General features: G+C 59.7%; 12 protein-coding genes. 4 read left to right on the top strand and 8 right to left on the bottom strand.

Annotated features, from left to right (window positions below; genetic code table 11):
* Positions 1-314: HAD family hydrolase (locus HMPREF2845_RS01185; RefSeq protein ID WP_141752939.1), on the top strand; the 314-nt coding region annotated here is incomplete at its 5' end.
* 1,260 nt (positions 315-1,574) lie between these two features.
* Here the strand turns inward: HMPREF2845_RS01185 and HMPREF2845_RS01180 are convergent.
* The 4 genes from HMPREF2845_RS01180 to HMPREF2845_RS01165 all read right to left on the bottom strand — a co-directional run bounded on the left by HMPREF2845_RS01180 (position 1,575) and on the right by HMPREF2845_RS01165 (position 6,456).
* Positions 1,575-2,270 carry a methionine ABC transporter permease gene (locus HMPREF2845_RS01180; RefSeq protein ID WP_070633678.1) on the bottom strand — a complete coding sequence of 232 codons (696 nt, stop codon included), beginning with the start codon at positions 2,268-2,270 and terminating at the stop codon, positions 1,575-1,577.
* Positions 2,271-3,326, bottom strand: coding sequence for a methionine ABC transporter ATP-binding protein (locus HMPREF2845_RS01175; protein WP_049353211.1), 1,056 nt, complete (start codon positions 3,324-3,326; stop codon positions 2,271-2,273).
* A gap of 145 nt (positions 3,327-3,471) precedes the next feature.
* Positions 3,472-4,356 carry a MetQ/NlpA family ABC transporter substrate-binding protein gene (locus HMPREF2845_RS01170; protein WP_005507550.1) on the bottom strand — a complete coding sequence of 295 codons (885 nt, stop codon included), beginning with the start codon at positions 4,354-4,356 and terminating at the stop codon, positions 3,472-3,474.
* A 333-nt stretch (positions 4,357-4,689) separates the two neighbouring features.
* Entirely contained in the window at positions 4,690-6,456 is a 1,767-nt protein-coding gene (locus tag HMPREF2845_RS01165; protein ID WP_070633677.1) for a long-chain-fatty-acid--CoA ligase, read from the bottom strand.
* 147 nt (positions 6,457-6,603) lie between these two features.
* On the opposite strand from HMPREF2845_RS01165, the gene HMPREF2845_RS09290 reads away from it, so the two are divergent.
* The 3 genes from HMPREF2845_RS09290 to HMPREF2845_RS01155 are packed head-to-tail and all read left to right on the top strand — an operon-like array spanning position 6,604 to position 8,561.
* On the top strand, positions 6,604-6,753 hold the full coding sequence (locus HMPREF2845_RS09290; protein WP_005504480.1) for a hypothetical protein: 150 nt from the start codon (positions 6,604-6,606) through the stop codon (positions 6,751-6,753).
* Positions 6,753-7,415: a sugar O-acetyltransferase gene (locus HMPREF2845_RS01160; protein ID WP_049357338.1), complete on the top strand. Its 663-nt coding sequence runs from the start codon at positions 6,753-6,755 to the stop codon at positions 7,413-7,415. The genes HMPREF2845_RS09290 and HMPREF2845_RS01160 overlap by 1 nt, the downstream gene beginning before the upstream one ends.
* A gap of 33 nt (positions 7,416-7,448) precedes the next feature.
* The gene (locus HMPREF2845_RS01155) at positions 7,449-8,561 is read left to right on the top strand and encodes a hypothetical protein (protein WP_070633676.1); all 1,113 of its coding nucleotides are present in this window, start codon (positions 7,449-7,451) and stop codon (positions 8,559-8,561) included.
* Between the two features lie 154 nt (positions 8,562-8,715).
* Here the strand turns inward: HMPREF2845_RS01155 and HMPREF2845_RS01150 are convergent, their stop codons facing one another.
* From HMPREF2845_RS01150 to HMPREF2845_RS01135, 4 genes are all read right to left on the bottom strand, one after another.
* Positions 8,716-10,191, bottom strand: a complete 1,476-nt coding sequence (locus HMPREF2845_RS01150) for a dihydrolipoamide acetyltransferase family protein (RefSeq protein WP_049338400.1) — start codon at positions 10,189-10,191, stop codon at positions 8,716-8,718.
* Positions 10,192-10,290: 99 nt separating this feature from the next.
* On the bottom strand, positions 10,291-11,277 hold the full coding sequence (locus HMPREF2845_RS01145; RefSeq protein WP_049338401.1) for an alpha-ketoacid dehydrogenase subunit beta: 987 nt from the start codon (positions 11,275-11,277) through the stop codon (positions 10,291-10,293).
* 2 nt (positions 11,278-11,279) lie between these two features.
* A complete protein-coding gene (locus HMPREF2845_RS01140; protein WP_070633675.1) occupies positions 11,280-12,446 on the bottom strand; it encodes a thiamine pyrophosphate-dependent enzyme in 1,167 nt (388 codons plus the stop codon).
* Between the two features lie 401 nt (positions 12,447-12,847).
* Positions 12,848-13,975, bottom strand: a complete 1,128-nt coding sequence (locus tag HMPREF2845_RS01135; RefSeq protein ID WP_070633674.1) for a histidinol-phosphate transaminase — start codon at positions 13,973-13,975, stop codon at positions 12,848-12,850.
* Between the last annotated feature and the right edge of the window lie 17 nt (positions 13,976-13,992).

Genomic DNA, 13,992 nt, shown 5'->3' with positions numbered 1-13,992 from the left:
TGGTGCGCACCTGGGTCAGCAGCAACGACGTTCCGGCCGGTAAGCCCGCCCCGGACATGTACCTGGAGGCGGCACGTCGCCTCGGCTTTGAAGGTCACGAGGCGCTGGCGTTCGAGGACTCCCCCGCGGGCGCGCAGGCGGCACGTGACGCCGGTACGAAGGTCATGATTTACGTTCCGGAAGGCACCGACCCGGCAAAGGCACCGGCCGGTTTTGGGCGCTTCGATTCGTTCAATGACCCGCAGCTCTGGGAGGCGGCACGCACCTGGATCGCCAAGCTTGAGGCGGCACAGCAGTCTGAGGCAGCTCAATAGTCTGAGGCAGCGCAGAACTAAGCACGTACCGCAGACGCCTCACCGCGCCACCGCCTCACCTGATAGGCAGTATCAAGAAAGACCCCCGGTCTGCTCCTCAAGGAGCAGACCGGGGGTCTTCTATGCTTATCAGCTGCCTCTCTAGCACCCGCTCTTGTAGCCCTTTGACCTCATCAGCACTTTCGCAGAGCGCTACTTTTCCAAAGTCTCACTAAACGGTACCAATACAAAACATCACGAGAACCTGAACATTGGCAGGTTCTCGTGATGCTAGGTGTTTTAGAACTCCAAGGATGCTTATTTCGGCTGTTGCTTATAGAAAACAAAAGCGTACAGGATACTCATAAGTAGAACTACAACCTGAGCCAAAGGGTCAAGCCAATACACTTGTAAAATTACCACAGCCAACATAAAAAATACGGATTTTATGAAGGATGCCGCAGGTTGTACGTAGTTCTTATTTGCACGATATGCAGAGTACCCAACAAATCCACAAAGAATTAAAATACTGGCAACATTATAAAACATTATATCATGCGAAGATGTAAAATAATAGAAAGAATAACCTGCGAAACATAATTCAGGTACCGGTATGTATCTAGTGTCGACCAACTTAATCACCTCAGATATTTATTCAATTTTTGCTTTCAGCGGTGGTATACCCCAATCTGCGTAGAACGCGATTCCACGTCCTTCTATACCGGCTCCGACATCCGACAATAGCTGTTGATGATATCTCTAGTTTAATGTGAGCCGGAATACTTTTATGATATCAATTAGCAAAATGGGAGTCAAGATTATTTTAGTAACGATTCAATAATAATTTGCACCACTACAAACTATAGTATTTAGCTGCTAAAGCTCCCAGCCCGTTCTCTCTCCTCAGCAAACTTGCATCCTAAGTCGTCTTAATGCGCTTCAGATGCTCCTCTGCCTTAAACATTTCTAGGTTCTTATCGCAGATACAGCGGTAAACAGTCTTCACTTCCCCTGCTGCTTTCACCCACCTCTCTTCTTCTTTCCTACGTGCGTATGCTTTTTTCGCTGGTGCGCACCTGGGTCAGCAGCAACGACGTTCCCACCGGTAAGCCTGCCCCGGATATGTACCTGGAGGCGGCGCAGAACTAAGCGGCATCCGCCCTCCACCTCGTAGCAGCATAAAAAAGACCCCCGGCCCGCTCCTCAAGGAGCAGACCGGGGGTCTTCTATGCTGTATCAGCCGTACCTACAGTACCTACAAGGCCTACAAGGGGCACGAGCTTATCGGCGCATAACCTTCTTGGCCAGGAAGTTACCGAGGAACTGAACCAGCTGAACCAGGACGATAATAATCGCCACAACAGCCCAGGTGATCTCATCGTTAAAGCGCTGGTAGCCGTCCACAATCGCGATCTTACCCAGACCGCCAGCACCCACGTAACCGGCCATAGCGGACATATCCACCACGCCAATGACGAGGAAGGTGTAACCGAGGATCAGCGGGCCAAGCGCCTCCGGAATCATCACGGTGAACAAGATGGTCAGCTTTGAAGCGCCCATCGCACGCGCCGCCTCAATCACGCCCGGGTCAATGGAGACCATGTTCTGCTCCACGATACGGGCAATAGCGAATGCAGCACCGAAGCTCATCGCGAAGACCGCCGCATTCACGCCCAGGCGGGTACCCACCACGGCGCTCGTCAGCGGGCCCAAAGCCGCAATCAAAATAATGAACGGAATCGGGCGAATCACGTTCACCAGAATGTTCAGGACCGTGTACACAAAGCGGTTCTGGAAGATGTTGCCCTCACGGGTGGTGTACAGCAGAGCACCCACAATCAGGCCAACCAGCCCGGCGCACACCATGGTGATAGTCACCATGTAGAACGTATCGCCGATAGCCGGGAGCAGCTTCTCGGGCAGGAACTCGGACCAGTCCGTCTTAGACGCAGCCAGCGGAAGAGTAGTAGCAAACATTTAGCGCACCTCCTGCACGCGGGCAACGGTCTTCAGTTCGGCAACGGCGGCATCAATGCTGGTGATTTCGCCAAGGAGTTCCAGGGTGAGGGTACCGTACGCCTTACCCTGCAGGGTCTCAATACCGCCGCCCACAATGTTGAAGCGGACGTTACGGGCACCCAGGTAGGACAGCACCTTACCGAGCTCCTGGTTACCCTCCACGATTTCAACGTTGATGAGGTAACCCTTGTGGTTTGCGCGCAACTCAGCCGCTTCCTTGCCGGTGGGGGCGAGCTTGACGGTGGTCGCAACAAACAGCTTTGCCACGTCGGTCTGCGGGTTGGAGAAGACGTCGTAGACGTTGCCCTGCTCCACCACGCGGCCAGACTCCATGACAGCCACACGGTCAGCGATGCTGGAGACCACGTCCATCTCGTGGGTAATCACCACGACGGTCACACCCAGTTCACGGTTCACACGCTTAAGGAGCGCAAGAACTTCATGAGTGGTTTCCGGGTCCAGCGCGCTGGTGGACTCATCCGCCAGCAGCAGGGCGGGGCTGGTCGCGAGCGCACGAGCAATACCCACACGCTGCTTCTGACCGCCCGAAAGCTGGTTCGGGTAGTGGCCTGCACGGTCGGCAAGACCCACGAACTCGAGCATTTCCAGGGCGCGGGCACGGCGGTCCTTCTTAGACCAGCCGGCAATCTTCAGCGGGAACTCAACGTTACCGAGCACGGTGCGGGAGTTCATCAGGTTGAACTGCTGGAAGATCATGCCGATATTGGTGCGTGCTTCACGCAGTTCGGAGTCGCGCTTACCGGAAATCTCGAAGCCACCGACGGTCAGGGTGCCGCTGGTGGTGGTTTCCAGGCCGTTAATGAGGCGGACCAGGGTGGACTTACCGGCGCCGGAGTAGCCGATAATTGCAAAGATTTCACCGCGGTTAATGGTGAGGGAGACGTTGTCGACAGCAACTACCGCCTTGGGGCCATTGCCGAAGACCTTGGAGACTCCGTCCAGAACCACCATGGGCGAGGTGCTGTCGCCGAAGCTCTGTGCCAGTTCACTCATAAATATGTATCCGTAAATGTCGTGGTTGGGGCGCTAAAGGGCATTAACGCCGGTACGCAAAGGACGGTAAGCCTGTCGTGACCCGCATCGGGTGCTTAGACTTACCGCCTTTGCGTATGCCTAGAGGAGGCGTTTATTTAGAAGATTACTTCTTGGCGCGCAGCTTGGCTTCTTCGTTAGCCAGGGACTGACGCAGCTCGTCGGTGCTCACGTTGACCTCAACAGCGGTGCCGCGGGTTTCTTCCTGAACAACATCCATGACGGGCTTGGTGTGGAAGATTTCAACAATCTTCTTGTAGGTCTCGTCGTCAGCCTTGTCCTTCTGAGCAACGAAGAGGTTCACGTACTTGATTGCCGAGGGGTCGGTCTTGGGGTCGTCCTGAGCCAGTGCGTCTGCGGGCTTCAGGCCTGCATCCTTGAGGAAGTCGTTGTTGACGACTGCGCCGTCAGCGGACTCCATGCCGACCACGGTCTGGGTTGCGTCGACGGGGGTGACCTTCACCTTGGAGTTAGCGGTGTCCACGTCGTCGATGGTGGGTGCGTCAACATCAGCGTTCTTGAAGGTAACCAGACCGTTGGTCTTCAGCAGCTTCAGAGCGCGTGCTTCGTTCACGGTGTCGTTCGGGATAACGATCTCGCCGCCCTGGGGGATGTCAGCCAACTTGGAGTGCTTCTTGGAGAACAGAGCCATCGGGTAGATAACGGTCGGGCCGACAATCTGCAGGTCCTTCTTAGCGCTCACGTTGTAGTTGGACAGGTACGCGATGTGCTGGAAGCGGTTCATGTCGATGTCACCGGCGTCCAGTGCGGGGTTCGGCTCGGTGTAAGCGCTGAACTCCTTGAACTCAATGTCGATACCCTGCTTCTTAGCTTCTTCCTTCAGGGTCTTGTTGAACTTCTCAGAGCCAACCACACCGATGGTGACCTTCTTGGATGCGGAAGAGGAGGAAGAGGAGGAGTTGGTGGAACCGCAGGCTGCCAGGCCAAAGACCATGGGGACAACTGCGAGAGCAGCAGCAAACTTCTTCACGGCTATGAATCTTTCTGTTGAATGATGATGCGTTCCGCCGGGTGCTCACGTTGGTACTAGCACATCCGATGGGAATGATGATGGGACAATTACAGCACGCACAAGGGCGGGTGTGGAAGTTAAGAGCTATTCATGAGACACAGAACGTCAAGGTCGTCATATTTTGTCACAATTCGTCATGCGGTGATTATTTGCCAGGTCACAAAGCGTCATTGACGGTGTATTCAGGCGCACACATAACGCCGGCTCGGGTACAAAAACCCAAGCCGGCGTCCATAGTGTCCACCCATTACGGGCGGGCGGGCAGTCAACCGGTGCTACTGGCAACCAGTACTACTGATCGAACTCGCCCGAAGCAATCAGCTGCTCACGCACCTTACGGCGCAGAACCTTACCCAGCATCGAACGGGGCAGATCATCCACCACCACGATGCGGCGCGGAACCTTATAACGGGTCACCTTCGAATAGCAGTGCTCACGCAGAGTATGCTCCTGCACCACCCGGCCCGGGGCGGCAACCACAGCGGCAACGACCATCTCACCACCGGCGGGCAGCGGAATACCGACGACCGCCGCATCCGCGACCATGTCGTGCTGCTTGAGGGCGACCTCAACCTCCGTCGGGGAGACGTTGAAACCGCCGGTAATAATAACTTCCTTAATACGGTCGACAATCTGAATGAAGTAGTCCTCATCCAAGCGCACAATATCGCCGGTACGCAGCCAACCCTCGGGAGTGATGGTCTTCGCCGTCTCGTCCTCACGCTTCCAGTAGCCAGCAAAACGCTGAGGGCCCTTCACCCACAGCTCGCCCTCTTCGCCCTCGGGCACGTCCTCACCGGTCTCCGGGTCCACCACACGAATATCGGTGGAGGGGAACGGAACACCAATAAAACCGGCACGGCGAGTGTCATTGAGCGGGTTGCAGGACACCAGCGGCGCGCACTCGGTCAGGCCGTAGCCTTCCACCATGAAACCGCCGGACGCTTCCTCCCACTCGGCAACCAGCTCAGGCGGCAGGTTCATCGCACCAGAAACCGCGTAACGGATACCCTCCAGGGACACGCCGCGCTTCTTCGCCTCATCCATCAGGCGGCGATACACCGGCGGAACCGCAGGAAGAATGGTCGGGCGGGTCTTCTTCATCGCCTTCAAAATCAGGTCCATGTCCACGGTCGGGAACAGCACCAGGCGGGCACGGCACAGCGACGCAATCGTTACGCCCAGGGTCATACCGTACGCGTGGAACAGCGGCAGAACCGAGTAAATCACCTCGTCATCGCCCGGGTTGATCCATGCCTCACCCATGCGGCCGTTAGACTCCAGGTTGCGGTGCGTGAGCATCACGCCCTTCGGCAGACCGGTCGTACCCGAGGTGTACTGCAGCAGCGCAATATCGTGCGCCGTCGGGCGGCGATGCGACGGGTCAATACGCTCGCTCTTCACCAGCTGAGCCCACGGCACCGTACCCGGCGCAGGACCGGTCAGCTTCTCACGCGAAGCACGCGCGCTCTTCAACGGCAGCTTCAGCGCGGTACGCATCAGCGCGGGCATCGCCGAAATCATGTTCACCGAATAAATATGGTTCGGGCGGATATCCGCCGGAAGACCCGTAATATGCGAGGCGATCTTATCCCACACAATCGCGACCTTCGCGCCGTGATCCTCAAACATGTGGCGCAACTCCGCGCCCGTGTACAGAGGGTTATGCTCCACCACAATCGCGCCCAGGCGCAGAATCGCGTAAAACGCCGCAATATGCTGAGGGCAGTTCGGCAAGATCAGCGCCACACGGTCACCCGCCTGCACACCAGCCACACGCAGACCCTCCGCAGCACGCTCAATCTGATCCCCCAACTCGGCGTAGGTCGTGGTCGCGCCGAAGAACTCCAGCGCCACCTTGTGGGGTACGGTGCGGACCGCCTCGTCAATGAGGTGGCTCAGCGAGGTTTCGGGCAGCTCAATATCGCGGGCAGTCCACGAAGAATAATTCTTCAACCAGGGGCGATGCGCCAACGGATGCGCACCAGCCGATACGCCAGCGGGCGATGCAGGTGCCGCCGCATCCTGCAGGTTCGTGTTCTTCTGAGCCTCAGTCATGCATTGATTGTGCCTTCCCACACCCTCACGCTTCAACTCAGCACCGTTTCTTTCCACGCTGAAAATCACACGGTACACCCGCCCCAGATACCGCAATAAACACCGAAACACTAAGGCAGAACCCCGCAACTCTGGGATACTTAAAGCATGAGTAAACGACAGCAAGACATCACTGACGAGCAGTTCAAGAAGCTCCTCCGCGAAATTTCCAAACGATTCGCTATCGCCGGAGGAGTCGTCATCCTGTTCGGAATGGCCATCATCGCACTTGCTTACCTTCTGGGAGGAGCCCACTAATGCACACCCCGCAGCGCCCCAACGGCGACATCTTCAACCGCATGGTCTCCGGCGCCGCCTACATGCCCGACGCCGAATGCGCCGCGCAGACTAAGCGCATCCACGCTGCAACCGTCCTCGCCGAAGAACACTACGCACGCGGCGAGCAGGCACAGGCAATGCACGTCTACCGTGAACACCTCGGCCACCTGGGCGAGCACTCGCACATCCGCCCCGGCGCACGCTTCGACTACGGCGTGAACACCTATATTGGTGACGGCTCCTTCTTCAACTTTGGCTGCGTCTTCCTGGACGTCTGCCCGATCCGCATCGGCTCCACCGTGCTCGTCGGCAACAACGTGCAGTTCCTCACCCCCACCCATCCGCTCAACCCGGTCGACCGCGCCGCATACTGGGAAGGTGGCGAGCCCATCACCGTTGAAGACAACGTCTGGATCGGTGGCGGCGCTATTATCCTGGGCGGTGTGACCATCGGCAAGAACTCCGTGATTGGCGCGGGCACCGTCGTCACCAAGGACGTCCCGGCTAACTCCCTCGTGGTCGGCAACCCCGGCCGCGTCATCCGTACCCTGGACGAGAACGAACGCCCGGCATACCCGCACACCTACTCCGCAGAAGCCCTGGAAGAAGCACGCGCCTTCTACGCTGACCGCAACCGCTAAATCAGCACCCAGGACTAGAATCCAAAGGATTTAATGAACGCACAGAACAACACCCCGCAGCAGCGCCCGACCGCCGCGGCGTCCACTCCCACCGAAAGTGACCTGTGGGAGGCGGCATTCTCCTCCGACGACCCCACCGTGGTTCTGACCGACGAGGACCTGAACGCCGCACGCCGCGCCCACGAAAAGGCGCATGAGTCGGCCTCTTCGGCGCAGTCCTCCGCACAGTCCTCGCAGGATGCGACCCGCCCCCTCACCGAGGCGGCTACCGCAACCCAGCCGCTCCTCTCCCCCAGCGTTACCTCGCAGGGCGCGGAATCCGGTGCTGACTTGGGCGAACCCGCTACCGATAACCTCAGCTGGCTCGACAAGCCTGCGGCCCCCAGCACGGACAACGTACGCGGCGGCGCAACCCCTGCCCCCGCTACCCCACCTGCCGCCGCTGCAAGCTACGAGGTGCCCGCACCCGGCAACGCCCATGCGGCATCGAACGCCCCGCAGGCTACCCCCTCGGCAGATGACCACTTCGTCATCCCCGCCCCCGCAGGTGATGCCGCTGGCTCGGAACCCATCCTCACCGCCGCAACCGCGCTGTCCATGCAGAAGAGCCGCTACTCCCGCATGCACCTGCTGCCCGGCCTGCTCGGCTGGCTGATTACCATCTCCCTCATGGACGGTGGCCTGTGGGCTATCCAGTCGTGGCTGACCCTGACCGGTCAGAGCGAGTCCATCGAGTACTCTTCAGTGGTCTCCCGACTCTTCAGCGGCGCGTCGAACGCCGTGCCGGTCGCGGTGGCGTTGAGCGTGCTCATCTTCTTCGCCTACCTGGTGGGCGGTTACGCGGCGGGACGCATGGCACGATTCGCCGGCGCGAAGCAGGGCATTGCCGTGTGGCTCTGGCAGATTATGGCGCTCATCATCGGGTCCCTGGCGACCTTCCTCGCGCCTCAGCTGTTCCAGAACGGTGTCGCGTCCCTGTCCCTGCAGAAGCTGATTGCGGGCGATTTCGCGAACGGCCTGCTCGCGGTTCTGCTGGTTCTGGCGTTGAGCTTCCTCGGAGCTATCCTCGGCGGCCTGTGCGGACGCCTGTACCACCGCCGTGTGGACAAGTATCCGAGCGACCAGGTGGCACGCGAGGACGCCTAACTTAGGTTTCTAAGCGCGCACCTCGGCGTTAGAGAATACAGAAAACCTCCGGTACCTTGTGTAAGGTACCGGAGGTTTTCTGTATCTAAATATCTGTATCCTAAACGGCCTCAGCTACCCAGCAATACGGTGCTGACTAGCCCAAATGTGCCGCCTAGTGGTCCAGCAGCAGTGCAGGCTCCTCAAGAATCGCAGCCACATCAGCCATGAAACGAGCCGACAGGTCCCCATCCACCACACGGTGATCGAAGGAACCACCCAGGGTCGTCACCCAGCGAGGAATAACCTCACCATCAACCACCCACGGCTTCTGCTTGATCGTACCGAAGGCAACAATCGCCACCTCACCGGGGTTAATAATCGGGGTACCCGTATCAATACCCAGCGAACCGATGTTCGTAATGGTCAGAGTACCGTTCGCCATCTCAGCGGGCTGAGTCTTACCCTCACGGGCGCGAGTGGTCAGGTTGTTCAGCGCAATAGCCAGCTCACGCAGGGACAGCTCCTGAGCGTCCTTAATGTTCGGAACCATCAGGCCGCGCGGGGTCGCCGCAGCAATACCCAGGTTCATGAAGTGCTTAATCTGGATCTCGCTATCGGTCCAGGTCGCATTGACCTGCGGGTTACGCTCAGCAGCCCAAATGACCGCGGCGGCAAGCACCAGCAGCGGGGTGACTTTCACGCCCTCAAAGTGGCGGGACTTCTTCAGGCGCTTCACGAACTCCATGGTGCGGGAGGCATCAACGTCCACGAAAATCGACACGTGCGGGGCGCTAAACGCCGAAGAAACCATCGCCTTCGCGGTAGCCTTACGCACGCCACGCACCGGGATGCGCTCAATGCGGTCATCGGGGGTGGCTGCGGGCTGCCAGAACGGCTGGCGGGCGCCGCTATGCTGCACGTCGCTCAGGTGCGCCACATAGTTCATGAGGTCCTGCTTAGTCACCTGGCCGCGCGCACCGGTAGCGGTCACATTCGCCAGGTCAACACCCAGCTCCTTTGCGGCAAGACGCACCGGAGGCGGCGCGAGGGTCGGGCGGTGCGGAACCTGCTCGGGAGCCAAAGTCGGCGCGGGAGCCGCTACGGGCTCGGGTGCCAGACGCTGCACCACCGAGTTCAGCGGGGTGTTCTCCACAAAGCGGGAGGCGCGCTCAGCCAGCTCGCTCAGCAGGCCCTGGTTGCGATTCACCGGGTCGGCGGGGGTGTGCGCCACGGGTGCCTGAACAGCCGGTGCGACCGGTGCCGCAGTAGCCTGTGCGGGCTGGGATACGGAGGCGGGGCGCTTGCGGGCGCGGCGCTTCACAGCGTCCGCCTTGGGGCCGGAACCGACCAGTGCGGTGCCGGATTCAGTCTCCGCTGCGGCGGGTGCCGCCGGGGTTGCGGGTGCGTTGTCGCCGCCGGAGATACTGATGATTGGGGTGCCCACCTCAACGGTTTCGCCTTCGGCAACGAGCAGCGCCTCGACGGTGCCAGCGAAGGGCGAGGGAAGTTCTACGACGCTCTTCGCGGTTTCAATTTCAACGAGGACGTCGTTGATGGCGACCTCGGTGCCGACGGCAACCTTCCAGCTGAGGATTTCTGCTTCGGTCAGGCCTTCACCCACGTCAGGGAGCGGGAAAATCTGGGACATTTTTACCTCTCACTAGGGCATATACCCTATACGGAATATTCTGTGCGGGCTTGCAACCCGCCATAGCGCAACACACTGATACGTCAGATCAGGGAATGCCTAGTAGTCAAAAGCGCGGTCAACCGCCTCAAGAATACGGTCAATATCGGGCACGTACTCTTCCTCAACGCGGGAAATCGGGTACGGCATGTAGTAGCCGCCCACACGAATCACCGGCGCCTGCAGGCTGTAGAAGCAACGCTCCGTAATCGCCGCAGCCAACTCACCACCCATACCACCAAAGGTCGGCGCCTCGTGCGCGACAATCAGGCGGCCAGTCTTCGCCACCGAAGCAGCAACGGTCGGCACATCCAGCGGCGAAATCGAGCGCAGGTCAATGACCTCAATCGAGCGGCCATCCTCCACGGCAGCCTCCGCAGCAGCCAGAGCAACCGGCACCAGCGGACCGTACGCAACAATCGTCGCGTCCGTACCTTCACGCACCACCTGGGCGCTAAACGGATCAAAGGAGGTGTCGCTAAAGTCCACTTCACCCTTGAGCCAGTAGCGGCGCTTAGGCTCAAAAATAATGACCGGGTCGGGGCACTCAATCGCCTTGCGGGTCATCCAGTACGCCTCGTGCGGGGTCGAGGGGGTCACAATGCGCAGACCCGCAGTGTGGGCGAACAGCGCCTCCGGGGACTCGGAGTGGTGCTCCACCGAACCAATCACGCCACCGTACGGAATGCGGATAGTCACCGGCACCGTGTACTGCTTATCGGTGCGGTTGTGAATCTTCGCCAGCTGGCTCGTGATCTGGTTGTATGCGGGGAACACGAAGCCGTCGAACTGGATCTCCGGCACGGGGCGGTAGCCGCGCAGCGCCATACCGATGGAGGTGCCGATAATGCCGGACTCACCCAGGGGCGCATCCATGACCCGGCGGTTGCCGAAGCGCGCCTGCAGGCCCTCGGTCACACGGTACACGCCGCCGAGCTTGCCGATATCCTCACCGAGCATGACGACGGTGCGGTCGGCTTCCAAGGCATCTTCTAGGCCGCGGGTAATCGCCTTGGCGAGGGTCAAACGTTCAATTTTCTCGCTCATGCTTACTCCTCTTCAAAGCCTGCAACGTAGTTACGATAGAACTCGCGGTCGTCTTCCACCTGCTGGTGTTCCTGCACGTAGACGCGGTCGAAGAAATACTCAAAGTCGGCAACCTCAGAGTTCAGCACTGCCTCACGCACGCCGTTCGCGACCTGCTGCGCAGATTCTGCAACCTCTTCGAAGAAGGCATCATCGGCGTAGCCCTGCTCGCGCAGGTACTTCTCAAGGCGAATCATTGGGTCGCGGCGCAGGGGACCTTCCAGGTCGGCATCGGTGCGGTACTTGGTGGGGTCATCCGCGGTGGTGTGCGGGCCGAGGCGGTAGGTCTCAGCCTCAATCAGCACCGGGCCTTCGCCGGCGCGAATCTTTTCCATGGCGTAGCGGGTTGCAGCCAGCACGGCGAGAACGTCGTTGCCGTCCACGCGAATACCCTCGAAGCCGTAGCCTGCGGCGCGGGTGGACACCGGCACGCGGGACTGCACCTCGAAGGGCACGGAGATAGCCCAGCGGTTGTTCTGCACGAAGAAGAGCACCGGCGCGTTATAGGAGGCGGCAAAAACCATAGACTCGTGCGCGTCACCCTCGGTGGAGGAGCCGTCACCGAAGTAGACCGCCACGGCGGGCTTCTGGGTGTCCTCGGCGGGGTCGGTTGCCTGGCCCTGACCGGTGCGGCGGATGCCGGTTTCAGCCTCGATGTCGGCGTCGAAGTTCAGACCCATGGCGTAGCCGACGGCGTGCAGGGTCTGGGCAGCAAGCACCTTGGTGTAGGTATGGAAGTTGTGTGCCTTCATGTCCCAGCCGTGGGTGGTGGAGCCGCGGAAGATGGTGATCAGGTCGCGGAAGTCCACGCCACGCGTCAGGGCGACGGCGTGCTCGCGGTAGGAGGGGAAGATGTAGTCGTTGGGTGCGTAGGCGAGTGCGGAGCCGACCTGTGCAGCTTCCTGGCCTCGGCTGGGCACCCAGAGGGCGAGCTGGCCCTGGCGCTGCAGGGCGGTTGCCTCGTCGTCGAATCGGCGGGTGGTGTACATGAGGCGGTATGCCTCGCGCAGGGTGTCTGCGTTGACGTCTTCGATGTACCGGCTGTAGGTGGGGTGTTCGTGTACGGTGCCGTTTTCATCCATGAGCTGGATGCGTTCGGGCACTCCGGGGTACTTGTCGTTCTCGTGCATCTAACCTCCACACGTGACGAGGGCTTGCCCTCAGCGGCTTGGGTTTTAGTCTCAACTTTCACCTGATGGTGCAGGGTTTGAGGTGTTCCGGCAAGCCTGTGAGGGTCTGGGCATATATAGTTACCAGTCTACTCTTTTCGGCTTTATCTCGCGGCAGTTACGCTGATAACGCAGTGTATTATGCCCTGTCATTCACTATTTGAACATCATTAAATTAAACCTCCCATATATTCTTTTTTGAGAATATATGGGAGGTTTAATTTAACTATTGAGAGCTTTTTCGGGTCATCATTTTTTCCGCGCGAGAACCATTTGAAAAGCCCAAACAAACCTCGACAAGGGAAAATAGTACATTGTTCAATTAGGGTCGAGCTGGTACCCCCACCCCTTCACAAGACGCTCTAGAGCCCCTTCGCGAAGACCTCACAGAGCGAGAGGAAACGGTCATTCGCCTCCACCTCACCAATGCTCACGCGAACACCCTCGGTACCGAACGCACGCACCGACAGCGCATGCTCAGACATCAGCTGCACAAACTCACCCGTGCGCTCCCCCAGAGGCAGCCACACGAAGTTCGCGTAAGTGCTCGGGAAATCGTAGCCCAGCTCGCGCAGTCGAGCGGTCACGCGCTCACGCTCAGCGACCAGGTGTCTCACACGCTCCATCACCGCATCCTCATGCTCGATGGAGGCGATAGCCGCCGCCTCAGCCAGCGCCGTCACGGCGAACGGGGTTGCCGCCACGCGCAGGTGCTGCGTAATCTGCGGGTGCGAAATTGAGTAGCCCACGCGCAGACCCGCCAGGCCCTGTGCCTTGGAGAAGGTGCGCAGAATGATGACGTTCTCGTAGTCGCGGTAGATGTCCATGCCGTTCAGCGGGGCTTCTTCACCCTCCGGAACGGTGGAGGCGGCGCAGAACTCAAAGTACGCCTCATCAATCACCACGGGAATGTGGGCGGGCACCTTCGCCAGGAACGCACGAATCTGACTCTCGGTGACGGCGGGACCGGTCGGGTTGTTGGGGGTGCAGACCAGAATCAGGCGGGTGCGGTCGGTGATAGCTGCCGCCATGGCGTCCAGGTCGTGTGAGCCGTCGAGCAGGTTCGGCACCTGCACGCTGCGAGCACCCATGATGCCGACAAGGATCGGGTACGCCTCGAAGGAACGCCAGGCGTAGATGACTTCGTCCTGCACGCCGTCGGCGTTAACGCCCGCGAAAGTTTTGAGGATCTGGTTGAGCGCACCGAGGCTACCGGCACCGGTGACGATGTCGTCAGCATCCACGCCCAGTCGTGCGGAGAGCTTCTGGCGCAGGGCGGTGGAGAGCGGGTCGGGGTAGCGGTGCGCGGTCGCAAATTCTGCGAGGACGCGCGCAACCTCGGGTACGGGGCCCAGCGGGTTCTCGTTGGAGGAGAGCTTGTACTGGGTGAGGCCTTCAACGGGTGCGGGCGGCTTGCCTGCCGCGTAGCTGGGCAGGGTGTTGAAGACGGGGCGGACCGGGATATTGGCGTGTTCAGCTGACTGGCTCATGGTTCCAGTATGTGCCT

This window comes from Rothia sp. HMSC065B04 (assembly GCF_001812285.1).
Lineage (GTDB): Bacteria > Actinomycetota > Actinomycetes > Actinomycetales > Micrococcaceae > Rothia > Rothia mucilaginosa.
The sequence above is the reverse complement of the archived record's forward strand: the minus strand, read 5'-3'. Positions and strand labels throughout refer to the sequence as shown.